This window comes from Longimicrobiaceae bacterium (assembly GCA_035696245.1).
Taxonomy (GTDB): domain Bacteria; phylum Gemmatimonadota; class Gemmatimonadetes; order Longimicrobiales; family Longimicrobiaceae; genus DASRQW01.
Genome location: DASRQW010000121.1, coordinates 1 through 23380, shown reverse-complemented (window position 1 = coordinate 23380; position 23380 = coordinate 1). Strand labels below are relative to the sequence as shown.

General features: G+C 70.7%; 23 protein-coding genes. 10 read left to right on the top strand and 13 right to left on the bottom strand.

The genetic code is table 11. From position 1 onward, the window contains the following. From VFE05_05480 to VFE05_05460, 5 genes are all read right to left on the bottom strand, one after another. The coding region (locus VFE05_05480; GenBank protein HET6229512.1) for a hypothetical protein at positions 1–822 on the bottom strand (822 nt) is incomplete at its 3' end. An 8-nt stretch (positions 823–830) separates the two neighbouring features. Further along, on the bottom strand, positions 831–1874 hold the full coding sequence (locus VFE05_05475) for a hypothetical protein (GenBank protein ID HET6229511.1): 1044 nt from the start codon (positions 1872–1874) through the stop codon (positions 831–833). 37 nt (positions 1875–1911) lie between these two features. After that, positions 1912–2433 carry a carbonic anhydrase gene (locus VFE05_05470; GenBank protein HET6229510.1) on the bottom strand — a complete coding sequence of 174 codons (522 nt, stop codon included), beginning with the start codon at positions 2431–2433 and terminating at the stop codon, positions 1912–1914. 14 nt (positions 2434–2447) lie between these two features. Then, positions 2448–3485: an XdhC family protein gene (locus tag VFE05_05465; protein HET6229509.1), complete on the bottom strand. Its 1038-nt coding sequence runs from the start codon at positions 3483–3485 to the stop codon at positions 2448–2450. Further along, on the bottom strand, positions 3482–4078 hold the full coding sequence (locus VFE05_05460) for a nucleotidyltransferase family protein (GenBank protein HET6229508.1): 597 nt from the start codon (positions 4076–4078) through the stop codon (positions 3482–3484). Before VFE05_05460 ends, VFE05_05465 begins: the two co-directional genes overlap by 4 nt. Before the next feature lie 556 nt (positions 4079–4634). On the opposite strand from VFE05_05460, the gene VFE05_05455 reads away from it, so the two are divergent. Then, complete coding sequence (locus tag VFE05_05455) at positions 4635–4814, top strand: hypothetical protein (GenBank protein HET6229507.1); 180 nt, start codon at positions 4635–4637, stop codon at positions 4812–4814. Between the two features lie 126 nt (positions 4815–4940). Further along, positions 4941–6329 carry a serine hydrolase domain-containing protein gene (locus VFE05_05450; GenBank protein ID HET6229506.1) on the top strand — a complete coding sequence of 463 codons (1389 nt, stop codon included), beginning with the start codon at positions 4941–4943 and terminating at the stop codon, positions 6327–6329. Positions 6330–6726: 397 nt separating this feature from the next. Here VFE05_05450 and VFE05_05445 read toward each other — a convergent pair whose 3' ends face one another. The 3 genes from VFE05_05445 to VFE05_05435 form a co-directional block, all read right to left on the bottom strand. Continuing rightward, the gene (locus VFE05_05445) at positions 6727–7941 is read right to left on the bottom strand and encodes a PPC domain-containing protein (GenBank protein HET6229505.1); all 1215 of its coding nucleotides are present in this window, start codon (positions 7939–7941) and stop codon (positions 6727–6729) included. A 195-nt stretch (positions 7942–8136) separates the two neighbouring features. Then, positions 8137–11220, bottom strand: coding sequence for a non-homologous end-joining DNA ligase (ligD, locus tag VFE05_05440; GenBank protein ID HET6229504.1), 3084 nt, complete (start codon positions 11218–11220; stop codon positions 8137–8139). A 3-nt stretch (positions 11221–11223) separates the two neighbouring features. Further along, a complete protein-coding gene (locus VFE05_05435) occupies positions 11224–12138 on the bottom strand; it encodes a Ku protein (protein HET6229503.1) in 915 nt (304 codons plus the stop codon). Positions 12139–12536: 398 nt separating this feature from the next. Between VFE05_05435 and VFE05_05430 the strand changes: the two genes are divergently transcribed. Genes VFE05_05430 through VFE05_05415 form a run of 4 tightly spaced genes read left to right on the top strand, consistent with a single transcriptional unit; the run spans position 12537 to position 13630 of the window. Beyond that, complete coding sequence (locus VFE05_05430; protein ID HET6229502.1) at positions 12537–12770, top strand: hypothetical protein; 234 nt, start codon at positions 12537–12539, stop codon at positions 12768–12770. A gap of 59 nt (positions 12771–12829) precedes the next feature. Next, a complete protein-coding gene (locus VFE05_05425; protein HET6229501.1) occupies positions 12830–13063 on the top strand; it encodes a hypothetical protein in 234 nt (77 codons plus the stop codon). Between the two features lie 56 nt (positions 13064–13119). Beyond that, positions 13120–13347, top strand: a complete 228-nt coding sequence (locus tag VFE05_05420) for a hypothetical protein (protein ID HET6229500.1) — start codon at positions 13120–13122, stop codon at positions 13345–13347. A 58-nt stretch (positions 13348–13405) separates the two neighbouring features. Continuing rightward, a complete protein-coding gene (locus VFE05_05415) occupies positions 13406–13630 on the top strand; it encodes a hypothetical protein (protein ID HET6229499.1) in 225 nt (74 codons plus the stop codon). 182 nt (positions 13631–13812) lie between these two features. On the opposite strand, the gene VFE05_05410 is transcribed toward VFE05_05415, so the two are convergent. Continuing rightward, on the bottom strand, positions 13813–15192 hold the full coding sequence (locus tag VFE05_05410; GenBank protein ID HET6229498.1) for a DUF1343 domain-containing protein: 1380 nt from the start codon (positions 15190–15192) through the stop codon (positions 13813–13815). A 239-nt stretch (positions 15193–15431) separates the two neighbouring features. Here VFE05_05410 and VFE05_05405 point away from each other — a divergent pair, with 239 nt between their 5' ends. After that, a complete protein-coding gene (locus VFE05_05405) occupies positions 15432–15644 on the top strand; it encodes a hypothetical protein (protein HET6229497.1) in 213 nt (70 codons plus the stop codon). Then, entirely contained in the window at positions 15641–16066 is a 426-nt protein-coding gene (locus tag VFE05_05400; GenBank protein ID HET6229496.1) for a PIN domain-containing protein, read from the top strand. Before VFE05_05405 ends, VFE05_05400 begins: the two co-directional genes overlap by 4 nt. Before the next feature lie 204 nt (positions 16067–16270). Here VFE05_05400 and VFE05_05395 read toward each other — a convergent pair whose 3' ends face one another. The 4 genes from VFE05_05395 to VFE05_05380 all read right to left on the bottom strand — a co-directional run bounded on the left by VFE05_05395 (position 16271) and on the right by VFE05_05380 (position 19769). Beyond that, positions 16271–16441 (bottom strand): hypothetical protein, encoded by a 171-nt coding sequence (locus VFE05_05395; protein HET6229495.1) that lies wholly within the window; start codon positions 16439–16441, stop codon positions 16271–16273. Between the two features lie 181 nt (positions 16442–16622). Beyond that, a complete protein-coding gene (locus tag VFE05_05390; protein ID HET6229494.1) occupies positions 16623–18107 on the bottom strand; it encodes a sigma 54-interacting transcriptional regulator in 1485 nt (494 codons plus the stop codon). A gap of 166 nt (positions 18108–18273) precedes the next feature. After that, on the bottom strand, positions 18274–18621 hold the full coding sequence (locus VFE05_05385; protein ID HET6229493.1) for a DUF6665 family protein: 348 nt from the start codon (positions 18619–18621) through the stop codon (positions 18274–18276). 257 nt (positions 18622–18878) lie between these two features. Further along, positions 18879–19769, bottom strand: coding sequence for a hypothetical protein (locus tag VFE05_05380; protein ID HET6229492.1), 891 nt, complete (start codon positions 19767–19769; stop codon positions 18879–18881). A gap of 453 nt (positions 19770–20222) precedes the next feature. Here VFE05_05380 and lon point away from each other — a divergent pair, with 453 nt between their 5' ends. After that, the gene (gene lon / locus VFE05_05375) at positions 20223–22820 is read left to right on the top strand and encodes an endopeptidase La (GenBank protein HET6229491.1); all 2598 of its coding nucleotides are present in this window, start codon (positions 20223–20225) and stop codon (positions 22818–22820) included. Positions 22821–23140: 320 nt separating this feature from the next. Then, positions 23141–23353, top strand: a complete 213-nt coding sequence (locus tag VFE05_05370; GenBank protein ID HET6229490.1) for a hypothetical protein — start codon at positions 23141–23143, stop codon at positions 23351–23353. Positions 23354–23380: the final 27 nt, after the last annotated feature.

The following is a 23380-nucleotide window of genomic DNA, read 5'->3' as shown; positions in this document are numbered from 1 at the left end:
GGTTCCCGCCGCGCGCCGCAGGTACTCCTCGGCCCCGCCCGCGTCGCCCAGCAGGCCCAGGGCCTCGTGCAGCCGCCGTGCGCCCGCGCCGCCGGAGTTGGCATCCACCATCGCGCGGCCCAGGACGGTGCGCGCGGTGGGGCCCTCCAGCACCAGGGACCGCTCGGGAAACCACACCTTCCGCCCGTTCTTCCAGCGCGCGGGGCCCGCGGGCAGGGCGTACGGGAGATGCAGGGCGATGGCCCCGTCTGCCCCCCGCGCCACCCGCGCCGCGTTCAGGCTGAACCGGTTCAGCCCGATCTCCTCGCCTGTGGGCGACTCCTCGCGCGAGAGGCGGTGCACGGGGCGCTTGCCGCGGTACTGCTGCCACGCCATCACCGCCACGCTGGTCAGCCCGGCGGCGCCACCCAGCACGCCCGTCACGGCCAGCCCCGCCCACACCGCCCCACCCGCCACCGCCACCGCACCGGCGGCGAGATAGCGCCGCCGCCGCTTGACCAGCTGCGTGCCGTAGCGCCACGCCGCCATCTCGCCCGGGAGGGCCTGCCCCACGCGGATGAGCCTCGTGCCGTCGCGCAGCTTGGCCAGGCCGATGTTCTCGGACTGCACGCGCAGGCGGGCATCGGCGAACAGCTTCTCGGACGATTCCACGGCCTCCCAGCGCTCCTCGATGGGCGCCAGGTTCCAGCGCGCGCACTTGGGGCACACGGCCCAGAGGCGGCCTTTGCCCGCGTCGAAGGCGAGCGTGCGGCCCACCGGGAACTCTTCGACCGAATCGTTCGTCCCCAGGTCGGCCGAGCAGAAGATGCAGGTACGGTACACGGCTCGGGTCAGCCTTCCGACGGGAGGACGAGGCGGCCGGGGAGCGGCGGGTCGTCCGGGTCGCCGGGAAGCGCGTCGGCGATGCGGGCGATCACCTCGGCGTCGCGCCAGGCGCTCTCCAGCATCACCAGCTCGCCGGCCAGCGTGCGGCGCTCGGACTCCTCGTGCAGCGCCATCTCCAGGGCCAGCGAGCGCGCGGCGGGCAGCGCGCCCTCGCCCCGCTTGCTGCCCGCGCCGAGCCTCCAGCGGGCACGCGCGGCGTCCCGCACGTAGTCGGCGGGCGAGCCCCCGGCGGCCAGCAGGTCCACGGCCGTCAGCAGCGTCTCGCGCTTCGCGCCCTTGTGGTTCACGTGCACCATAGCGCGCCCCAGCGCCGTCTCGGCCCGCGAGCCCGTCAGCACCAGCGGCTGGTTTCCGGCTCCGGCGGGAGACACGGTCAGCGACGGGACGTGCAGCGCCAGGGTGGAGGACGATCCACTGTCCGACACGTACGCGTCGCGAAGGTGCTTGCGGCGGACCACGACCACGCGGCCGCCCGACATCCCCGGCGGCAGGCGCTGCACCACGCGCTGCCCTTGCGCGAACTCGAGCGGAACCCGGCCCACCTGGTAGAACTGCCAGAAGCCGAACACCGACACGCCCGCCGCCGCCGCCCCGGCCCACACCAGCGCCGTGGTGGCCGCCACCGCGCCCAGGCTGAGCATCAGGTAGCGGTTGCGGCGCTGCACCAGCTGGTCACCGTACCTCCACACCGCCAGCTCGCCCGGCAGCGCCGCTCCCACGCGGATCAGCCGCGTGCCGTCAGGCAAGCGGGCGAGACCGATGTTCTCGGACTGGGCGCGCATGCGGGAGGCGGAGAACAGCTTCTCGGCCGTCTCCACCGCCTCCCAGCGCTCCTCGATGGGCGCCAGGTTCCAGCGGCCGCAGCGCGGGCACACGGCCCACAGGCGGCCCCGCCCCGCGTCGAAGGCGAGGCTGCGGCCAATGGGGAACTCCTCTACCGAGTCGTTGGTCCCCAGGCCGCCCGAGCAGAAGATGCAGTTGCGGTACATGGGCTTACCCTACGCACGCCGCCCGCCGCGGTTTCGCTCAGTCCTCGCGCAGCAGGTAGAGCCGGTTGTCCTCCACCCGGTACAGCATGGGCGCCACCTGCACCTTCGGGTAGCGGCGCCGCAGCCGCTTGGCCTCGCCCAGCACGAACTCCACCTCGTCGCCCACCTCGAAGATGGGGGCGAAGTGGTAGAAGTGCTCCGACGCCTCCAGCGCTTCCCACCCCGCGTCCACCAGCCCCTGCACGAAGGGCTCGCGGCGCGCCATCAGGTTCACCATGCCGCAGTTGGTGTGGCCGATCAGGGCGATGTGGCGCACCCCGCCCACGCCCACGGCGTACGACACCTTGAACTCGCTGGGCCGCATGTTGGCGCCGCCGGCCCGCAGGATGAAGGTGAAGTTGTCCGGGATGTGCAGGTGCTTGCGGCTGTCCATGCACATCCCCACCAGCAGCTCCGCCTGCGTGTACGTGTCGAACGGGCGGTCCAGATTGTGGTACTCCAGCAGCTTCCCGATGGGGGTGTCGCGGTACTGGGGGAAGATGTCCTCCCTCTGCGTCACGGCGACTTCTCGGCTCACGGTCTGTCCGGGGACGGGTGTGGATTGGGGGGCGGGGCGCCGGCCCCGCGCGCGGGCTCGATCCAGCGTTCCACCACGCGTGCGCGGTCGCGCAGCGGCTGCCCGGTGCCGCCGCGGCGCACCGCCACCATCTCGGCGGCGATGGAGACGGCGATCTCCTCGGGCGTCTCGGCGCGGATGTCCAGGCCCACGGGCGCGTGCACCGCACGCAGCCGCTCGGGCGCAACGCCCTCGCGCGCAAGCTGCTCCAGCGCGGCGCGCGTGCGGCGGCGGCTGCCCACCATGCCCACGTACGCGGGCAGCGCGGGGCGGGCCAGCACGTCGCGAAGCGCCTCGAAGTCGTACTTGTGGCCGCGCGTGACCAGCACCAGGTGCGTGCCGGAGCCGATGCCGATGCCGCGGAACGGCTCCGAGAAGTCCGCGCGCAGCACGCGCTCGGCCTCGGGGAAGCGCTCGCGCGTGGCGAACTCCGGCCGGTCGTCCAGCACCGTCACCCGGAACCCCAGCATCGCCCCGATGCGGCAGAGCGGGCGGGCGATGTGCCCCGCGCCCACGATCAGCAGCTCCGGCGGCGCGCGGTGCGCCTCCAAGTACAGCGTGCAGGCCATGGCGCCGGCATCGACCTCGCGCGTCCCCGCCTTCGCGCCGTGCGACAATACCTCGCGCGCCAGCCGCACCGTCTCGGCGTCGAGCGCCTCATCCCCGAACGTCCCCGTATGCCGGTCTGCCCATACGACGAGGTGGTCGCCCGCCCTGGGCCCGTCGACCGGCGCCTCATCGACCGGCGGCGCTCCGTCCGGCTCCGCATCTCCCGATGATCCCGTGTCTTCGGTCGAAGACGACACGGGAGATTCGGGAGATGCGGGGCCGCCGGCGTCCGTCTCGTCCGATCCGCCGGTGTTGCGGGCCGGTTCGTTCGCGGCGGATGCGAGGCGAACTTCCAGGACGGAGACGCCCACCGCGGGCTCGCCGCCGGCCAGCGCCTCGCGGGCGTGGCGAACCGCCTCCGCGGCCGGAAGCCGCGCGCCCCTCACGCCGTGCCGGCCAGGCGGCGAAAGTCCTCGGGCGTGTCCACGTCGTGCAGCACGCCGGGGTCCGCGACCTCCACCTCCTCCAGCTCCGCGGCGTGCGCGTGGACCACCGTCCGCGCCCCGTCCGGCAGGTCGCCGTCCAGCAGCTCGGCGAAGAGCGCGCGGGCGAAGAGCACCGGGTGCCCGTGGCGCCCGCCGTGCACCGCCCGCAGCACCGGCGCGCCTCGCTCGCGGAACGCCTCTACCACCCGGCGGACCGCGTCCGCATCCACCCGCGGCACGTCGACCGGCAGCACCACCGCCGCATCCGCATCGTCCGGAATCGCGCGCAGGCCGGCACGCAGCGAGTCCACCTGCTCGGAGTCCGGCGCCGGGTTCACCGCCACGTGCGCGCCCATCTCCCGCGCCTTCGACGCGATGCGGGCCGCGACCTCGTCGTCCGCGGGGCCGGTGACGACCCAGACGGCGTCGCACCCGCCCTCGCGCAGCGCGGCGGCCGCGCGTGCGAGGAAGCTCGCGCCGTCCATCTCCAGGAAGGCCTTGGGCGCACCCATGCGGTGGCTGCGGCCGGCGGCGAGCACGATGCCGGCGATCACCGTGGGGGACGCCTGGAAGCGGAGAGGAGCGGCACGGACACGGCGGAGAGGGCCTCCACGCAGCGGAAACGAGCGGCGGGCACCGGCTTGCCGGCGCCCGCGGAGGACGGTCGTACGAACGGTTCCTGACCGGATTATCGCACCTGCCCGCTCGCCCGTCAACCTTTCTGCACCATGCGTTTGCGCCCGCTTCCGCCGCTCCTCCGCCAATCTTCCGCGCCCGGCTGAATCCGGCTCATCTCTCCGCGACAACCCACGACTTCCCGGTCGATGCAGGGGTCTCGTTTGGGATGGGGATCTCTGGAGATGGGGTGCGATCGGACTGCCGCGCATCGACCCATCCGCTTGCAGATCGGGAGATGCGGGGCCGGTGCGCACCTTCCGCCACCCTGTATCTACCGAACCGAACGGCGGAGCACCTGCCCTTCGGCAGATGCGGAGCGCGGGGAGGCGCGGCCGTTTCGCATCTCCCGCGAGCATCGGCGGGCGAGATGGCATGCCTTCTGCCTTCCCGTAACGCGAGATCGCGGCGCAACCCACCATCGCGGAGGAAGTTATGTCGAGAGAGCGCGAGCTGATCGAGCCGAACCCAGGCGACAAGCGCTACGTGCGCCGGGACGCCAACGGCCGGTTCACCAAGGACCAGGTAGACGTGGGCCGCTCGCTGGCCGCGGACACGCGCCAGCACGCCAAGAGCAAGTCGCGCTCGGGCCACGGCGACGAGGGCGACCGCTAGGCCGCCCATGGCCGCGGCGGTCCCGCCCGCAGGCACCGGACGAGACCGCCCGGCGCGAGCCGCCTTCGCCGCACACGGCGGCGGGCGCGGCGCCGCGCCCCCTATCGCCGGAGCCCTCCAAGCCCCATGAGAACTGAGCCCGCGGAGCCCGCCCCCGCATCAGGCGGCGAAGACGTCTCCGCACACGGCCGCGCCACCTTCCGCGCCGCCCCCGCGCCCGTCGCCGAGGTGGAGCCGGAGGATGCGCCGCCGGGGAAACTCTCTCCGAACCGCAACGTCCTCATCGCGCTGGGCGCCGTGGTGCTGCTGGGCATCCTCGCCATCGTTCTCGCCATGCGCGACGACCCGGACCTGCCCGCCACGCGCGCGCACCGCATCGCCGCGCTGTACAACCGCGTCACGGACGACTCGGTGCCGGCGGGCGCCATCGACTCCATCGAGACGCTGGTGGGCAAGCAGGTGCGCGGGGGCGCCTTCCCCGGCGCCGCGTTCTCCGTGGGCGTGCGCGACCGCGAGATGGAGGAGACGGGGCTGGGGCGCCTGGAGTGGGGCAAGACGGCGCCGCCGGTGGACCCCGACGGCACCATGTACGACCTGGCCTCGCTCACCAAGGTCGTGGGCACCACCGCCGCCGTGATGGCGCTGGTGGACGACGGCAAGATGGGGATCGACGACCACGTTTCGAAGTACCTGCCCGCCTTCGCCGGCGAGGGGCGCGAGAAGGTGACCATCCGCCACCTGCTCACGCACACGTCCGGCCTCTCACCGGGCGCCAAGCTCAAGGGCAGCAGCCGCGGCGAGCGCCTGGCGTACTACATCGCCCATGCGCCCATCTACACGCAGCCGGGCAAGAAGGTGGTGTACTCCGACGGCGGCTTCATCATCCTGGCCGAGGCGGCCGAGCGCGCCGCGCACGAGCCGCTGTCGCGCTACCTTCAGCACCGCGTCTACGCGCCGCTGGGGATGACGGCCACGCGCTGGCAGCCCGGCGCTGGGTGCGCCGCCTGCGCGCCCACGCTCACGCTCAAGGACGGCAAGCCGTTTCGCGGCAAGACCAACGACCCCATCTCGCGCGACCTGGGCGGCGTGTCGGGCAATGCGGGCCTCTTCTCCACCGCGCACGACGTGGGGCGGTTCGCCGCGATGATCGCCAACGGCGGCGAGCTGGACGGCGTGCGCGTGCTCAAGCCCGCCACCGTGGCCGAGTTCACGCACGCGCAGCCCAAGGCGGGCACGCGTGGACTGGGCTGGGAGATCTTCTGCCGCGAGGGAACGGTGCCGGACGCGGTGGGGTGCAAGGAGCCGTACGCGTACGGCCACACCGGCTACACGGGCACCTCGCTGTGGATAGACCCCGTGCGCGGCGTGTGGGTGGTGCTGCTCACCAACCGCACCTTCAACCCCACCGCGCCCAACCCGCTGCGCTCGCTCCGCCGCCGCATCTTCAGCCTGGCCGCGGCGAAGGAGCCGCCCCTGCCCGCCGTGCTGGCGGACACCACGCCGGACGCGCGGTAGCGGGGCCGGCAGCGGGGGGCCGGCCGGGCCAGTCGGAAACGAGGCCCGCCATCGCGGCGAGGACGAGCAGCTCGAACGCGCTGCCAAACACGGCCGGGCAGCCGGTCGTGCCGGTAGCAGGCGCCGTCCTCGCGAGCGGGGGCGGCGGTCGCGCCTTCACCATATCGATGGTGTGCTGGAGTAGCACGAGCGGAGCGGAGTTCAGCGTGGAGAGCGTCGTCGGACGTGTGAACCGGCGGATGGACGAGCCCTGGTGGTGAATCATACGGGTCCGCCGTCCGTCCCGCGGATGCCGCCGGTGAATGGGACGTGCAAAGCGGCGGGCCACGATCACCGGAGTGATCGTGGCCCGCCGTCGTTCACCGCTCGATCTTGCGCCCGGGGCGCCGCCGTGACGTCAGGTGATCGTGACGTGCAGGGTGTAGCTGCCGGTGTCGAGGCCGTTGAAGGTGCTGGCCTCGATCACGTAGACGCCGGAGGCGGTGGCCGTGTAGGTCATGCTCGAACCGACGCCCAGCGTTCCCGAGGGGTCGTCGTCGTTGCCGGCCACCAGGAAGCCGAACGTGGGGTTGGCGAGCAGCAGGTAGGTGTCCAGGTTGTCTCCCGAGTCCATGGACACCGTCACCGTCTGGCCCGCCGCCAGCGTCACGCGGTACAGGTCGGCGTAGTAGCTGTTGGTGGGCCGGCCGTTGGGGTCACCGTAGCTCGAGAAGCAGTCGCTCGCGGCGATCGTCGACGGGAGGTTCGTGCCGTTGGCGACCACCGTGGACTGGCACACCGACACCGCGGTGGTATAGATGCCCGGTCGCGCGCCGGACGAGGCGGTGAGCGTGGCGAAGCCCCTCGCCCCACCCGCGGTGACCTGCGTCCCGCTCACCGACGCCGTTCCCGGAGTGTCGCTGCTCCAGCCCACGGTCTCGCTCGGAAGCGCGTTCCCTACGGCGCTGCGGACCACCCCGGGAAGGGCCCGCGACTCGGCGGGATCGAGCGAGAGCACGTAGGGCGTGCCGTCCACGTATCCTGCGGGGTACTGCACCGCGGCGGAGACGTAGACCTGGAAGGTGAAGCTCGCCACCTCGGGCGTGAACCGCAGCTTCCATCGCTTCACCGGGGTCACGGAGTCCTGCTGCAGCATGGAGCTGTACTGGTAGTACGGCTGCCCGGCCGCCGTGAACGTCCCGGTGCCGTCCGGGTTCGCCACCGTCACCGTGCCGGCCGCGGTGGAAGTGGGGCCCGCGGTGAAGAAGACGCGGACGCCCGCGGGATCGAGCGTGGTGCCGTTCGTGGTGCCGAGCGGCTGCGGGATCAGGTTGCGCACCGTGACGTCGAACGCGAAGGTGTCCGCCACCACCTGGATGTTGGTAGACGTGAGCGTCACGTACTGGTTCTGCCCCCCGACGATCACCGCGCGGGCGCCGCCGCTCTCGGAGGTGCCGCAGCGAACCGTCCGCGTCTGCGTGGAGGCCGTGCAGGTCAGCGACGCCAGGGCGGCCGGCTGCTCGACGGGCGCGACCGCGGCAGGCCCGGCGAGATTCCCCGCGTCGGAGCACGCTCCGAAGACGAGGGCGGCGGCAAGCAGAGGAAACGTGCGCACTGCCTTGTTGGGTCTCATAGCGGAGGTCTCCGGCACGGGGAGCAGGGTAGAGCGCCGCAGGACGCGGGGCCCCCGCACGGGAGGCTCGCCCACTGCCCTGGTGCGGATGGATATAGTTACCGCCGGAAGCGCAGTTCTGAAAGAGGGCCGTTGCCCCCTCGGCCGATCCGGGGGAGATGGGAAGCCGGATCCCGGATCCGTGGAGACGGGAAACTACCCCGCCCCGGCGCGTTTCAGCACGGACGTGAGCGAGTTCTTCCGCTTCATCGCGGGCGCCCACAGGTCGCCGGCCTCGGCGAGGCGGGCGGGGACGGTGGCGAGGGTGAAGTTCCGCGGGTCCAGCGCGTCGTCCAGCTCGTCCCAGCGCAGCGGCGTGGAGACGGTCGCCTCGGGACGCGCGCGCACGGCGTACACGCCCGCGACCGTCTTTCCCACCTCGTTCTGCATGAAGTCCACGTACACGGAATCGGTGGCTCGGGCGCGGACGGTGCGCTCCACCGTGGCTTCGCGGGGGTGCGCCACGGCCACGCGCGTGGCCACGAGCTGCGCGAGCAGGCGCCCGGCCTCGCTGGGTGTGTTCGGCGGCAGAGGAAGGAAGACGTGCAGCCCCGTCGCGCCCGAGGTCTTCAGCGCGCCGTGCAGGCCCAGCGCGTCCATCTCCTCCTTCACCCACCGTGCGACCTCCACCACGGTGGAGAACGGCGCGTCGTCTCCCGGGTCCAGGTCGATCACCGTGTAGTCCGCCAGCTCCGGCGACTGCACGCGCGAGTGCCACGGGTCCACAGATATGCTGCCGATCTGCGCCACGTACAGCAGCGTCGCCAGGTCGCCGCCCACGATGCGGTCCGCCTCCGAGCCGCGCTCCGGGTACACGCGCTCCACGCGCACGCCCGGCGGCACGTCGCCCGCCTTGTGCTGGAAGAAGCCCTCGCCCGCCGCGCCGTTCGGGAAGCGCTTCAGCACCAGCGGCCGGTCGCGAATGGCGGGCAGCAGCAGCGGCGAGACCTGCGCGTAGTAACGCAGCAGGTCGCCCTTGGTGAAGCCCGGTTCCGGAAAGAACGTCTTCCCCAGGTGCGTCACGTCGAGCGTCACCCCGCGCCCCAGCTCCAGCTTTCCGCTCCCGCCCGCCTCCTCCATGCGCCGCAGTTCCGCGATCACCTTCATCGGCGCACCCTTCACCCGCACCCCATCGTCCGACGTCCCGCTGGGAGGCTTCTTCGCACCAGCCTCCCGAGCCGCCGAAGCCTTTTCCTTCGACCCCTCCTCGCTCGACGCACCGGCCTTCTTCCGCGGCTTGGTCTCCGCACCGGAAGATGAACGGCGGTCAGTCGATGCGGATCTCTTCGCATCTTCCGTCTTCTTCGCACTTTTGGGAGATGCACGGCGGACGGCGCTCTCGCTCGCCCCAGCCTTCCCGGCGGATGCGCGGCGGGCGGACTTCTTCGGCTTGGAGAGGTCCTCTCCGCCATCGGCCGAGGCGGATTGGGCTACGGCAGACGATACGCGCTGCCGCTTGGGCTTCTCGTCGGCCTGGACGCTGGTGTCTTCGCGGGTGACTTCGCTCGCGGGCTTGTCGTCGCGGGTGCCGAGATAGATGGGCTGGCGGAGCTTCCCGTCTTCCGTCCACTCGGCGAACTTCACCTCCACCACGATCTTCGGCTCCACCCAGTGCGCGGGCTCGGCGGTCTTCGGCGGGTCGGCGAACGGGGAGGTCCTCCTCTCCAGCGGCGCCAGGCGGTCCCACATCGCCTTCAGGCTGCGCGCGTTGAAGCCGCCGCCCACGTTGCCGGCGTACACCAGCTCGCCGCCGCGGTAGTAGCCGACGATGAGCGCGCCCATGTGCTGCCGCGTGTTGCGCGGCTCCGTGTAGCCGCCCACCACCAGCTCCTGGCGGAACTCCACCTTCAGCTTGAGCCAGCCCGGCGAGCGCACGCCGGGCATGTAGGTGGAGTCCGTTCGCTTGGCGATCACGCCCTCCCAGCCCGTCTCGCGCGCCTTCCGCAGCAGCGCCGCGCCGTCTCCCCGCTCCGTCCCGCCGAGGCGCAGTATCTCCGAGAGGTGCTTCCCCAGCCGCTTCTCCAGGCGCGCGCGGCGCACCGTCCAAGGCTCCTGGAGCAGCACGTCCGCGCCGTCCAGCAGCATGTCGAACACGATCAGGGCAGACGGCGTCTTGCCCGCGTGCCGGGCGATCTCTGCCGCGCCGGTCACGTGCATGCGCGACTGGAGCTTCTGGAAGCGCGCGGGCTCGCCGCCTTCCAGCGCCACCACCTCGCCGTCCAGCACCAGCGGGCGCTTCGCCTTCGCGGCGAGACGCTGCAGGTCCGTGGCGACCTCGGGGAACTGGCGCGTCTTGTCCTTGCCGTTGCGCGTCACCAGCCGCACCTCGTGCGGCGTCACGAAGGCGAGCACGCGGATGCCGTCGTACTTGGGCTCGAACGTCCACCCCTCGCCGCGCGGCACCGCCGTGCCGATGCTCGCGTACATCGGCTCCAGCGCCGCCCCCGCATCTCCCGAAGGCCGTGGGGTCTCGGTAGATGTCGAGACCGGCGCCTCGGCTTCGGCTGATCTCTTCCGCCTCGGGCCTGCCTTCGCCGCCGCCGCTGCGACGGATGCCTTCACGCCGCCGTCCTTGGGCGCGCGGTTGGAGTGCCACACCTTGCTGCCCCCGCGCTTGCCCTCGGCGATCTCGTCCATCGTGCGGCCCGTGTCCACCGACGTCTCCTCCGCCTCCACCATCTCGAAGCCGGGGTTGGCGTAGTCGTCGGTGCGCTTCACCAGCAGCCACTGCGGCTTGCCGCCGTCGTCGCCGCCCGCGCGCGTGCGGAACAGCGACCACGCGCCGCGCAGCCGCTCGCCGTGCAGCGTGATGTCCAGCCGTCCACTCGCGTGCGCCCGCAGCAGCGCCTGCTCCTCGCCCGCGCCCTCGTGATCGGTGGGCGCGTAGGTGCCGCGGTCCCACAGCATCACCGTGCCGCCGCCGTACTCGCCGGTGGGAATGGTGCCCTCGAAGGTGTTGTACGAGATGGGGTGGTCCTCGACCTCCACGGCGAGGCGCTTGACCGACGTGTCCAGGCTGGGGCCCTTGGGCACCGCCCAGCTCTTCATCACCCCCGCCATCTCCAGGCGGAAGTCGAAGTGCAGGTGGCTCGCGCGGTGCTTCTGGATCACGAAGCGCAGGTCCGAGTGCCGCGCCCGGTCCGCCGCGCCGCCGCCCGCGGGCTCGGCCGTGCGGGTGAAGTCGCGCTTGCGGCGGTACTCGGCCAGCAGCTCGGCCGGCGTCGCGCTCTTCCGCGGCATCGGCTACGCGCTCTTCTTGTGCGCCGCCGCGGACTTCCCCTTCGGCTTCGACGCGGATTTCGAAGCAGAGGACTTCGCTGCGGGTGATTTCGCGGACTTGGCGGCGGTGGACTTCTTCGCCGCCGTCTTGTGGCCGCCGCCCTTGCGCCCCTCCGCCGCCTCCAGGCTGGCGCGCAGACGGGACATGAGGTCGATGATCTCCGTCTCTTCCTCCTTCGCCGGCTCGGGCGCCGCGATCTCCTTGCCCTCCATCTTGGCGCGGATGATCCGCATCAGGTTCTCGCGGTACTCGTCGCCGTACTTCTCCGGGTGGAAGGGCGCGGCCAGCGTCCCGATCAGCTGCTCCGCCATCTTCACCTCCTGCGGGCGCACCGAAGACGCGGCCGGGAACTTGTACGTGCGCGGCTCCACCAGCTCGCTCGCGAAGCGCATCAGTTCCAGCACCAGTGCGTCGCCCACCGCCTTGATGCCGGCCAGGTGCTGCTTCTGGCGGATCATCACCTTGCCCACGCCCACCTTGCCGCTCTTCGCCATCGCCTCGCGCAGCAGCACGTACCCCTTCTCGCCGCCCTTGCCGGGCACCAGGAAGTACGGCGTCTCGAAGAAGCGCGGGTCGATCTCGTCCTCGTCCACGAAGTCGCAGATCTCTATGGCGCGCGACGATTCCAGCGCGGCGGCGCGGAAGTCCTCGTCGGTCATCACCACGTACTTGCCCTTCTGGAACTCGTAGCCCTTCACGATCTCGTCCCACGGCACCTCTTCGCCCTGCTCGTCCACGCGCTGGTAGTGCACGGGCGACAGGTCCTCGCCGTGGAGCAGGTGGAACGACACGTGGTCGCTGCGCACCGCCGCCTTCATCTCCACGGGAAAGTTCACCAGCCCGAAGTTGATGCTGCCCTTCCAGATGGACCCCGCCATGTGCCCGCCCCGCTGCCAGGGTGAACGATCGCCCGCACGCGCGGAAAGCGAGGCAAGACCAGGGCCGGTGGATGCGCATCCGTCCGGGCGCCGCCTCCACTCGCCCGCCGCAGCCGCAATCGTCCGGTTGGATGTGCAACCTCCCAATGCGGCGTTTTATGCGTCACCCGAGAACAGGGCGCAGGTACGCTTCTGGCGGTTGAGGAATGCAGAAAATCACGCCAATCCGGACGTGTGGCAGGAAATGGGTGGGTGATCCATCTGCTCCGGTGTGAAAGTTCGGAGCACGTTTTGCGACCTAGAAGGATACCGGCGGGGCTTTCCTGCACCGCCGAACGGCGGCCGCGATCACGGCGGACCGGGCCGCGAAGTTCCCACACCAGAAGCGAGGAACAGTCATGCGCAAGCTCACGCTGCAGGTGGATGCCCTCAACGTCGACTCGTTCGTCACCGAAGACGGGCGGTTCGGGATGGGCACCGTGCTGGGGCAGGAGGACGACACCCGCGTCACCGAGTTCTGCACCATGAAGACGTGTATTCCCACGCGGAACCAGTACGGCTGCGTGACCTACACGTGCCAGTACCAGGAAGACCGCGCCGAGCAGCCCGAGGACGTCCGCGTCCCGGAGTGAGCCGCGGCAGGCATAGGGAACGCACGCAGTCCATCGCACTGAACAAAGGAGAACGACTCATGCGCAAGCTCACGCTCCAGCTCGAAGCCCTGACCGTCGACACGTTCGTCACCGACGAGTCGGTGAACGGGCTCGGCACCGTGTTCGGCCAGGAAGACACGCGCGTCACCGAGTTCTGCTCTCAGTTCAAGCAATGCTTCCCCACGCGCAACCAGGCGGGGTGCCTGACCTACACCTGCGCGTACAAGGAAGACCTGGACGAGCAGCCCGAAGACGTCCGCGTCCCGGAGTGATCGGCGGCAGGAGGGCAGGAATCACGCAGTCCCAACCTGAACCGAGGAACGCACTCATGCGCAAGCTCACGCTCCAGCTCGAGGCCCTGACCGTCGACTCGTTCGTCACCGACGCGTCGGGGAACGGCGCCGGCACCGTGTTCGGCCAGGACGACACCCGCATCACCGAGTTCTGTACGATGTACAAGACGTGCCTGGTTACGCGTCTCGGCTGCGTCACCTCCACCTGCGCCTACAAAGAAGACGCTGGCGACCAGCCCGAGGACGTCCGCGTCCCGGAGTGATCCGAGGCGAGAGGCAGGAACCCACGAAGTCCCAAGCCTGAAACCGAGGAACGAACGCATGCGCAAGCTCACGCTCCAGCCCGAAGCCCTGAACGTGGACTCGTTCGTCACCGACGAGACCGCCCGCGGCACGGGCACCGTGCTCGGCCAGGACGACACCCGCGTCACCGAGTTCTGTACGATGTTCAAGACGTGCGTCCCCACGCACGACGCGAACTGCGCCACGTACAACTGCCAGCTCCACGAGGAAGCTCCCAACGCCGACGTCCGCGTCCCCGAGTAGCTCGCGGACGAACGAAAAGCGCCCTCCGCCCGTTCACCGGGCGGAGGGCGCTTCTCGTATCCAAACAACCTAACCACCTGTAGGGGTGCGATTTATCGCATCCGATCCCTCTCCGCATTCGCAGACCCTAGCCGCCGACATCCATCATCCACGCTGAACGGTGGCACCGTCACAGCCAGCGTTCAGATCCCGGCCCCGCTCCGCTGCTGCGCCGCCTGCTCGCGCGGGTAGAGCGCGTACTTGGCGCGCAGCGCGTTCCAGCGGGCGTTCTCCTCATCCCACCGGCGCACGATGTCGCGCGGGTCGTCGCCGCGGCGCACGGCGGCCGGGGCCCAGCGGCTGCCCAGCATCTGCATCATCGACCCCATGCCCAGGTTGTCCGGGTACATCTTCTGGATCTCCGAGAGGAAGACGAGGGCAGTGAGCACGGGCCGGTATGCGTCGCGGTCGGTTACGCGCAGGCGCACGCCGTGGCAGGTGCGCCCGGGGAACTGCATCCACGTGCTTCCGCGCGGCGTGAACGACGCCACCTCGAACTCCACACCGGGAAGATGGTGCGCATTCACCCGCCGCAGCAGCGCCTGCCCGTCGATGTACGGCGCGCCCACGTACGAGAACGGGTCCGCCGTGCCGCGGCCCACGCTCAGGTTGGCCGTCTCGAGCATCACCAGGCCCGAGAACGACAGCGCCGCCGTGAGCGAGCGGATGTTGGGCGACGGGTTCACCCACGGCAGGCCCGTCTCGTCGAACCACTCGTCGCCGCGCCAGCCCTGCACCGGCACCACGCTGAGCTTGGTGCCCAGGTGGAACTCGCCGTTCACGTAGCGCGCCAGCTCGCCCGCCGTCATCCCGTGCCGCAGCGGCACCGGGTACGCGCCGGTGATGAGCGGTCCGTGCGTCCGCATCTCCCACTCCATCAGCGGCCCCTCCGCCGCCGAGGTGATGGGGTTCGGCCGGTCGAGGACGACGAACGGGATGCCCGCCTTGGCCGCCGCCTCCATCGCGAACGTCATCGTCCACACGTACGTGTACGGCCGCGCCCCGATGTCCTGCATGTCGAACACGAGCACGTCCAGGCCGCTCAGCATCTGCGGCGTGGGGCGTTCGGTGCGGCCGTACAGCGAGAAGATGGGCAGCCCCGTCTTCGCGTCGCGCGACGTGCCGATGCTCTCGCCGCCGTCCACCGTGCCGCGGATGCCGTGCTCCGCCGCGAACAGCGCCACCAGCCGCACCCCCGGCGCGCCGTACAGCACGTCGATGGTGCTGCGCCCGTCGCGCGTGATCGCCGTCTGGTTGGTGATGAGGCCCACCCGCTTCCCCCGCACCAGGCCCATCGAGTCCCGCAGCAGCACCTCCACACCCGGCATCACCGGCAGCGGAGGCGAGGGCCGGGGCTCGGGTGCGGGCTCGGCGGCCGGGCTCGCGGCCCCCATGGCGTCCGCCTGCGCATCGGCCTGGCGGGCCACGGACAGGGCTTGCGGCGCGCACGAGCACGCCGCCACGACCAGCGCGGCGAATGGAACCAGCCGGCGGGGACGGGCAAACGAAGGGGCGACGGTCATGCGACTTCTGGGAAATACGGCTGCGGAGAGACTGGCGGCGGGCGCCGCCGATGCGAGTCACCGCAAGTACACGTGAGCTTCGCGAAAGTGCGGCCGCGATGGAGCTGCGTGGCACATCGAGGGAGATGTGCGAAGACGATCATATTGCCGTCAACCTGCGCACGACGCATCGTCGCTCTTGCGAATCGCGGCGGCGTGGATCGTGTATTACTCTAACGGGACTTCAACCGGGAGCACCCATGAGCCTGCAAGAGTTGGAAACCGAGGCGCTGAAGCTGCCTGAAAGCGAGCGGGCGGTGCTTGCCGAGCGCATCCTTGCGAGCCTCGCCGCCGGGTCCGCTCCCCTCGCGGACGACCCGGTTTTCGGTCTGGGCAGGGCGCCGGTCTCGTGCGGAGCACCGCGGGCTTCGGTGGAGCACGACCGGTATCTGTACGGCTCCGAGGACGCGTGAGCCCGCTGTTCATCGATACGAGGTTCTTGATCGCGCTGGAGACGTTCGACGACCAGCACCACGCCGAAGCCGCGGAGTATTGGCAGCGGCTCGCTCCCTCACGCCCGCACCTCGTGACTACCAGCTTCGTGCTCGATGAGGTGGTCACGTTCTTCAACAGCCGGAACCGGCACACGAAAGCGGTCGAGATCGCGAACCGGCTACTCTCCAGCCCATCGGTGAACGTCCTCTTCGTGGACGAGGAGCTTTTCCGCACCGCCGTGGACTATCTTACGCAACGGGCGGACAAGCGCTACTCGCTCACCGACTGCGTCTCGTTCGTCGTGATGGAGCGTCTCCGCATCGGAGGCGCTCTCGCGTTCGATGCGCATTTCGAGCAGGCCGGCTTCACCCGTAACCCCGCCCTTCCGCTTCGGGGTTAGGTGGTTGGGCGGTGAGCCGGAATGTGCCGTCTTGAGAGTGTTCCGACGACCCTTTCTCCGCCCGACCGGTGCTCGTTCCGAGGAGAAGCGGTCCCGCTTCGCATACGCGTCCGCCGTCTACGCAGAGCTAGCTCCAGACACGAAGATGCGCCCGCGGCTCCGTCACGGAACCGCGGGCGCATCTGTATCCGGCGTTCACGCCGATCAGCAGCAGATCAGGCCGACGAAGGTGCAGTAGGTGCAGCTGCGGTCGGTGGGGCCCGGGTTCACGTAGCCCTGCGGGCCGCCGGCCGGCGCGGTGAACGAGGTGCCGTCGAGGTCCGACGAAGGATTGAACGAATCCACGCGCAGGTCTTCGACGTTCAGCTTCAGCATCGGTCCGTCTCCTGGAATGGGTGTGGCGCGGCATGGTGCCGCAATCGGAATATCCCAATCCCTGACGGAAAACACAAAGCTTTTGTTTCCGGTCGCCCGCGGATTCCTTGGAACGGCCACGCCGAAGCGTAATCCGCCGCGACCCGGTGGCGGGCTCGGGAGTGGCGCGCAGGGGCCGCCCTCACCCGAACATGTCGTCGCCGAACGCGAAGCCGCCGCCGCCCTTGCCCTTCCCCTTGGGCCGCTCCTGCTTCATCCGCCCGTACGTGCCCGTGTCCGCGCGCGAGATGCGGCGGTGGCCGGCCAGTCCCTCCAGCAGCAGCTCCGCGCCGGCCACGCTCATGGCCGCGTCGCCCTCGTGCAGCATCCCCACCTCCTCCAGCGCGTCGGTGAGGCCGGAGACGGCGCGGAGGCCCTGCCAGCACGCCTCGCTGCTCGCGGCGTCGGAGATCTGGAGCACGCCGCCGCGGTCGAAGTGGTCGATCACCGTATCCAGCGCATCCGCGTCCCAGATGCGGTCGAAGATCTCGCGCGCGGCGGCGGCGATCAGGTCGCGGGCGATGGTGTCCGCACCCTGGAGCTCGCCCTCGTACTCCAGCTCCATCTTGCCGGTGATGCTGGGCAGCGCCGCGTACACGTCGGCCACGCGCGGCACGATCCGCGTCTCCTTGCTCAGGATGGCGCGGCGCTCGGCGTTGGAGACGGCGGTCTCCATCACCGAGATGGGCATGCGTTGCGACACGCCGCTGCGCCGGTCGATGCGCTTGTCCTCGCGCGCCAGGAAGGCGACGCGCTCCACCAGCTCGGCCACGAACGGGGGCACCTCCACCGCTTCCACGCCGGTGCCGTCCTCGGAGCGGCCGGTCCACGCCTCCTGGCGGGTGATCTCCATCCCCTCCTCGGGCGTCTTGGGGTAGTGCGTGAGGATCTCGGCGCCGATGCGGTCCTTGAGCGGCGTGATGATCTTGCCGCGCGCCGTGTAGTCCTCGGGGTTCGCGCTGAACACGAGCATCACGTCCAGCGGCAGCCGCACGGGGAAGCCCTTGATCTGGATGTCACCTTCCTGCAAGACGTTGAAGAGGCCCACCTGCACCTTGCCGGAGAGGTCCGGAAGCTCGTTCAGCGCGAAGATGCCGCGGTTGGCGCGAGGCAGCAGCCCGAAGTTGATCGTCAGCTCGTCGCTCAGCAGGTGGCCGCCGCGGGCGGCGCGGATGGGGTCCATATCGCCGATCAGGTCGGCCACCGTCACGTCCGGCGTCGCCAGCTTCTCCACGTAGCGGCGGTCGCGCGCGATCCACTCCACCGGCGCGTCGTCGCCGTCCGTCTCGACGAGAAGACGTCCGTAGCGGGAGATGGGCGACAGCGGGTCGTCGTTCGTCTCCGAGCCGGCCAGCACCGGCACCTCGTCGTCCAGCAGCGTGGTGAGCTGCCGCAGGATGCGGCTCTTCGCCTGGCCGCGCAGCCCCAGCAGGATGAAGTTCTGCCGCGCGAGCACGGCGTTCACCAGCGCCGGCACCACCGTGTCCTCGTAGCCCACGATGCCGGGAAAGAGCGGCTGGCCCGAGCGCAGCTTGGCGACCAGGTTCTCGCGCATCTCCGCCTTCACGGAGCGCGTGCGGTAGCCGGACGCCTTCAGGGCGCCGAGCGTGTTGGGGCGCTGGGTCATTGCTCGTTCAAACGGGGAATGGGTGCACGGGGAGCCCGCCAGCGACCGCAAAAAGCCGTCCGCCGTCCTGCTCGCGTCGAGGTTCCGGTCCGCTCCGGACGCGCATCCCGGCGACGCGCGGTTTACGGGAGATGCGGTAGATGCGCACCGGCCGCTCTCCGCCGGCTTACGGCGCGCCGCGACGCGGGAAGGTGCCCATGCGCAGGCGCACCTCGGGCGGTATGCGCAGCTCGCGCATGAGCGCCTCGCTGTTCCCCAGCCCCAGCACCTCGCGCTGCACCACGTAGTACCACAGCGCCTGGGCCGCCGCGGCAACGAGCTCCGCCCGCTCCTCCCCGCGTGCGCCGGACGGGTGCGGGTGCGCTCCGTCGAAGGCGTGTAGCGCGTTCAGCGTGTCGTGCAGGCGGCCGCCCAGGCGCGAGAGCGTGTTCGCCTGCTCCTGCGAAATCTCGCTCGCTACCACCTCCACGCTCGCGCCGCCCAGCTGCTGCGGCAGGTTCCGCGGCATCCTCATCCGCCCCTCCGCACGTCTCGCTCTCGTCTCCCGTCCATCGATCCGGCAACTGCGGGTGATTCGGGAGATGCGCGGCTGCGTCTCGCCGCCCCCGCATCTTCGTTCTGTTCGGTAGATGAAACTCGGCGGTGACGATGCCGATGCACCATCTCGCGTCCGCCGCATCGCCGACGCGTTGCCGAAGCTTCTCGGCGGATGCGCGGGATCGCATCATTCACTCTGCCGACGTGCCCGAGCCCTCGGCGCATGCGGCGGAGCTAGACGTCCGCCGGGAACTCGATGGCGACGCCGTCGGCGCGGCGGCGCATGACGGGGAGGATGGCGGGCACCGGAGCATCCGCCAACGCCGCGCGCACCTCCGCCACCGCCGCGAAGCCCGCCAGGCGACGCAGGGTGTGGACCGTAGGCGGGAGCAGTTTCATCTCCCCGCGCTCGAAGGCGGCGACGGCATCGGCCGGGGCCATCCACCGCGCGTCCGTCATCTCCGCCGCGTGCGGGGTGCAGACCGCGTCGCCCGGCACGGTCGCCAGGAAGAAGCGTGTGTCGTAACGCCGCGGCTCCGGCTCCGGCGTGATCCAGTGGGCGATGTACAGCAGGTCGCCCCCCGCCAGCCGCAGCCCTTCGGCGCGTGCCATCTCGCCCAGCCCGATCTCCCCCGCCAGCAGCGAGCGGCGCAGGCCGTCCAGCCGCTCCTCGTCCGCCCCCGCCCGCGCGTGCGCGAGGAGAATGCCCGTCTCCTCGAACGCCTCGCGCACGGCTGACGCGACGAACGCCAGCGCAACGGACGCGTCGTCCAGCTCCAGCCGCCGCGCCCACTCGTCCGCCGTCGGGCCGTCCATCGCTTCCGCGACCGCCACCCCTCCGTCGTCCGCGTCCACCATGCCGCCGGGGAAGACCCATGCGCCCGCGGCGAACCCGCTGCGGCCGTGGCGGCGCAGGAGCAGCGCCTCCGGCCCCGCAACTCCGTCGCGGAGCAGGACCACGGTGGCGGCCGGGCGCGGCTCCACCGCCGTCCATCCCCCGTGCTCCACCTTGTCCGCGAAGCCTTGGGGCAGGTGCTCGCTGGGGATGAGGAAGACGTTGGGAGCGCCGGTCGCCTGGCGCGCGGCTTGTGCGGCGCTGGTTGGCGGATGCGTGGGTTCGGTCATGCGGCACGCGTGGGGGATGCGGGAATCGTCCGTGACCCGTAGGATAACCGTGGCGGCGCACCGGCGGCAAACCGCCGCGCCCGCATCTATCCCCGTCGCCCCGCCGTCGGCGGTCCGCATCGACGGCATCTCCCGCATCCCAACCCGGGCTCTCCGCCAGCGAACGGCACGACCCGTCCGCCACCGGCACATTGGCTCCCATCCACCGGAACACATGCCGGGCAGACAGTAGTTCATGCCTGAACGACAGCGGGCCAGGCGCGGTGGTGGCGTTCTGGCAGGAACATTCGAATTCGGTTAAACATGTGCTAAGTGCCTGTAAAATTCCGCACTTATGGCTATATTGAAAGGCAACTGAAGATGGCAAGGAAAGTGCTAAACCCGGCACCAGCCTCCGACACGCCGCAGACATCTGCGGCGCAGGACGGAGAACAAGACGAGAGGACGAACACGATGAACGAGAAGCTGGTGCTGCCCGTGCTCCCCCTGCGGGAGACGGTGGTCTTTCCGGGCACCGCCGTGCCGATCTCGGCCGGCCGCCCGGGGACTTTGCAGGCCATCGACGCCGCGCTCGCCGGCGACCGCCGCATGTTCGCGGTGGCGCAGCGCGAGAACCGCGACGAGGTGGAGAGCGACAACCTGTACACGGTGGGCACGATCGTGCGCATCGCGCAGGTGCAGCGCGGGGCCGGCGGCGTGCAGCTGCTGATCCACGGCGAGAGCCGCGCCCTGGCGCTCCAATACGCCGAGGGCAGCGGGCTGGGCCTGTCCGCCCACGTGCGGGAGATGCAGGACCTTGCGCCCGTGAATGCCGAGGACCCCGCGTTCCTGGCCCTGTACCGCGAGATCCGCGAGCGCGCCGCCGAGCTGGGCAAGCGCCGAGGCATCCCCGCCGAGATGCTGCAGCAGTTCATGGAGGGCATCACCGAGCCCGGCCCGTTCGCCGACCTGGTGGGCTTCTACGTGGAGATGGGCACCGAGGCCAAGCAGAAGCTGCTGGAGATCCTGTCGGTCGAGGAGCGGCTGCGGTCGCTGCTGATCATCGTGCAGCGGCAGCTTGCGCTCATGGAGGCGCAGGAGGACATCCAGCAGCAGGTGCAGGAGGAGCTGGGCGAGCGCCAGCGCGAGATGCTGCTGCGCGAGCAGATGAAGGCGATCCAACGCGAGCTGGGCGAGGAGGACGAGGGCGCCGAGATCGAGGAGCTGCGCCAGAAGATCGAGGCGCTGGAGCTTCCCGAGGCGGCGGCCGAGGAGGCCGAGCGCGAGCTGGGGCGCCTGGAGCGCACCAACCCGCAGAGCGCCGAGTACCAGGTGATCCGCACCTACCTGGAGTGGATGGCCGACCTGCCGTGGAACCTGCGCACCGAGGACAAGCTGGAGCTCGGGCCGGCCGAGGAGGTCCTGAACGAGGACCACTACGGGCTGGAGGACGTGAAGGACCGCGTGCTTGAGTTCCTGGCCGTGCGCCAGCTCGCCGCCCGCCGCGCGGTGACCGAGGTGGAGGAGGAAGCCGCCGCCGAGACCGAGGTGCTGGCGTCGATGGACGACGGGGACGCGGAGCCGGAGACGGTGGAGGACCTGGAGCGGCTGAGCCGCGAGGTGGCCGAGGCCAAGGCGAAGGCCACCGCCAAGGGGCCCATCCTGCTCTTCGGCGGGCCTCCGGGCGTGGGCAAGACCTCGATCGCCAAGTCGATCGCGCGGGCGCTGGGCCGCAAGTACGTGCGCATCGCGCTGGGCGGCGTGCGCGACGAGGCGGACATCCGCGGCCACCGGCGCACGTACGTGGGCGCCATGCCGGGCCGCATCATCCAGGCGCTCAAGCAGGCCAAGAGCCGCAACCCGGTGATCCTGCTCGACGAGGTGGACAAGCTGGGCGTGTCCATGCAGGGCGACCCCAGCGCCGCGCTGCTGGAGGTGCTGGACCCGGCGCAGAACCACGAGTTCACCGACCATTACCTGGGCGTGACGTTCGACCTGAGCGAGGTGCTGTTCATCGCCACGGCCAACTACGTCTCGAACATCCCGGCGCCGCTGTACGACCGCATGGAGGCCGTGGAGTTCCGCGGCTACACCGAGCGCGAGAAGAAGGCGATCGCCGAGAAGTACCTGCTGCCGCGCCAGCTGGAGGAGGCCGGCCTGCGGGAGGGCGAGTTGGAGGTGACCGAGGACGCGCTGAAGACCGTGATCACCGAGTACACCCGCGAGGCGGGCGTGCGGCAGCTGGAGCGCGAGCTGGGCAAGGTGTCGCGCAAGGCGGCGCGGCGAATCGCCTCGGCCACCGCGCAGGCGGTGCGCGTGGACGGCGACACGGTCAAGGACTTCCTGGGCCGCACCAAGGTGCACCCGGAGCGCGCCGGGGCCGAGGACGTGCTGGGCGTGGCGACCGGCATGTACTACACGCCCACCGGCGGCGACATCATGTTCATCGAGGTCAGCGCCTCGCAGCGGGCCCCGGTGGCCGCGGCGGGCGAGAGCGCCGGGCCGGGCTTCGGCAACCTGGTGCTCACGGGCCAGCTGGGCGACGTGATGAAGGAGTCGGCGCGCGCCGCGCTGACGTACGCCCGCGCCAACGCGAGCCGCTACGGCGTGGACCCGCACAAGGCGTGGGGCACCGAGATCCACGTGCACGTCCCGGCGGGCTCCATCCCCAAGGACGGGCCGTCGGCCGGCGTGGCGATGACGGTGGCGATGGTGTCGGTGCTGAGCGGCACGCCCGTGCGGGCCGACGTCGCGATGACCGGCGAGGTCACGCTCACGGGGCGGGTGCTGCCCATCGGCGGGGTGAAGGAGAAGGTGCTCGGGGCGTACCGGGCGGGCATCCGCATCATCATGCTGCCCCAGGAGAACGTGGGCGACCTGGAAGACCTGCCCGCCGACGTGCTGGAGCAGCTGGAGGTGCACCCGGTGCAGACCATCGACGAGGCCCTGTCGGTGGCGCTGCGCGGCGCCAGCTTCGCCGAGGGCAAGCTCCGCTTCCCGGAGCTGCCGCTGGCCCCCGCGGGCGTGACCCGCAGCGTGGAAGGCGAAGCCCGCCTGCACCGCGCCTCCTGAGCACGGACGCTCCCCTCGGCCCGAGCATCGGCGAGGGTTGAGGGAAGCGGGCCGAGTGTCGGATGAGGTGGATGGCGGATCGGGTTGGGTAGATGGAAGACGGTGACGTACGAGCGGGCCTCCGGGAATGTTCTCCGGGGCCCGCTTTTCGTCATCTACCGATCACGATAGAGAGCTACATCGGCGGCGTCCGGGAATGAATGGCCACGAGACATCTGCCGAACCGGGAGTGCCGGATGATGCTATCTCCCGTAGCAGCATGGATTTTGCCGCCGCGCTCGTGTCGGGAGACGACGGGCACCTTGGCGACGGAGCGAGGCATGCAACACGTGGAGGAAGGGCAGTGCGGGCTCTGCACGCACTTCGGCGAGACGCACTCGGCAGATGAGAAGCTGGTGCAGATCCACCGCACGCACGAGGCGGCGGAGGAGATGGTGGACGACTGCGGCCACCCGCGCCACGCGTCGCTGCACCTGAAGGTCACGCCCATCAGCGGCTGTGACGGCTTCCAGCCCGCCGCGCCGATGATGTGACGTCCCGCGCCGGACGTCCGTGAGAAG

Bases quoted from the DNA above. Each gene is read 5' to 3' on its own strand.
- VFE05_05420 (HET6229500.1), top strand. From the start codon at position 13,120: ATGCGCAAGCTCACGCTCCAGCTCGAGGCCCTGACCGTCGACTCGTTC.
- VFE05_05450 (HET6229506.1), top strand. From the start codon at position 4,941: ATGAGAACTGAGCCCGCGGAGCCCGCCCCCGCATCAGGCGGCGAAGAC.
- VFE05_05425 (HET6229501.1), top strand. From the start codon at position 12,830: ATGCGCAAGCTCACGCTCCAGCTCGAAGCCCTGACCGTCGACACGTTC.
- VFE05_05395 (HET6229495.1), bottom strand. From the start codon at position 16,441: ATGCTGAAGCTGAACGTCGAAGACCTGCGCGTGGATTCGTTCAATCCT.
- VFE05_05410 (HET6229498.1), bottom strand. From the start codon at position 15,192: ATGACCGTCGCCCCTTCGTTTGCCCGTCCCCGCCGGCTGGTTCCATTC.
- ligD (HET6229504.1), bottom strand. From the start codon at position 11,220: ATGCCGCGGAAGAGCGCGACGCCGGCCGAGCTGCTGGCCGAGTACCGC.
- VFE05_05385 (HET6229493.1), bottom strand. From the start codon at position 18,621: ATGAGGATGCCGCGGAACCTGCCGCAGCAGCTGGGCGGCGCGAGCGTG.
- VFE05_05415 (HET6229499.1), top strand. From the start codon at position 13,406: ATGCGCAAGCTCACGCTCCAGCCCGAAGCCCTGAACGTGGACTCGTTC.
- VFE05_05380 (HET6229492.1), bottom strand. From the start codon at position 19,769: ATGACCGAACCCACGCATCCGCCAACCAGCGCCGCACAAGCCGCGCGC.
- VFE05_05390 (HET6229494.1), bottom strand. From the start codon at position 18,107: ATGACCCAGCGCCCCAACACGCTCGGCGCCCTGAAGGCGTCCGGCTAC.
- VFE05_05435 (HET6229503.1), bottom strand. From the start codon at position 12,138: ATGGCGGGGTCCATCTGGAAGGGCAGCATCAACTTCGGGCTGGTGAAC.
- VFE05_05445 (HET6229505.1), bottom strand. From the start codon at position 7,941: ATGAGACCCAACAAGGCAGTGCGCACGTTTCCTCTGCTTGCCGCCGCC.
- VFE05_05370 (HET6229490.1), top strand. From the start codon at position 23,141: ATGCAACACGTGGAGGAAGGGCAGTGCGGGCTCTGCACGCACTTCGGC.
- VFE05_05475 (HET6229511.1), bottom strand. From the start codon at position 1,874: ATGTACCGCAACTGCATCTTCTGCTCGGGCGGCCTGGGGACCAACGAC.
- VFE05_05405 (HET6229497.1), top strand. From the start codon at position 15,432: ATGAGCCTGCAAGAGTTGGAAACCGAGGCGCTGAAGCTGCCTGAAAGC.
- VFE05_05455 (HET6229507.1), top strand. From the start codon at position 4,635: ATGTCGAGAGAGCGCGAGCTGATCGAGCCGAACCCAGGCGACAAGCGC.
- lon (HET6229491.1), top strand. From the start codon at position 20,223: ATGAACGAGAAGCTGGTGCTGCCCGTGCTCCCCCTGCGGGAGACGGTG.
- VFE05_05430 (HET6229502.1), top strand. From the start codon at position 12,537: ATGCGCAAGCTCACGCTGCAGGTGGATGCCCTCAACGTCGACTCGTTC.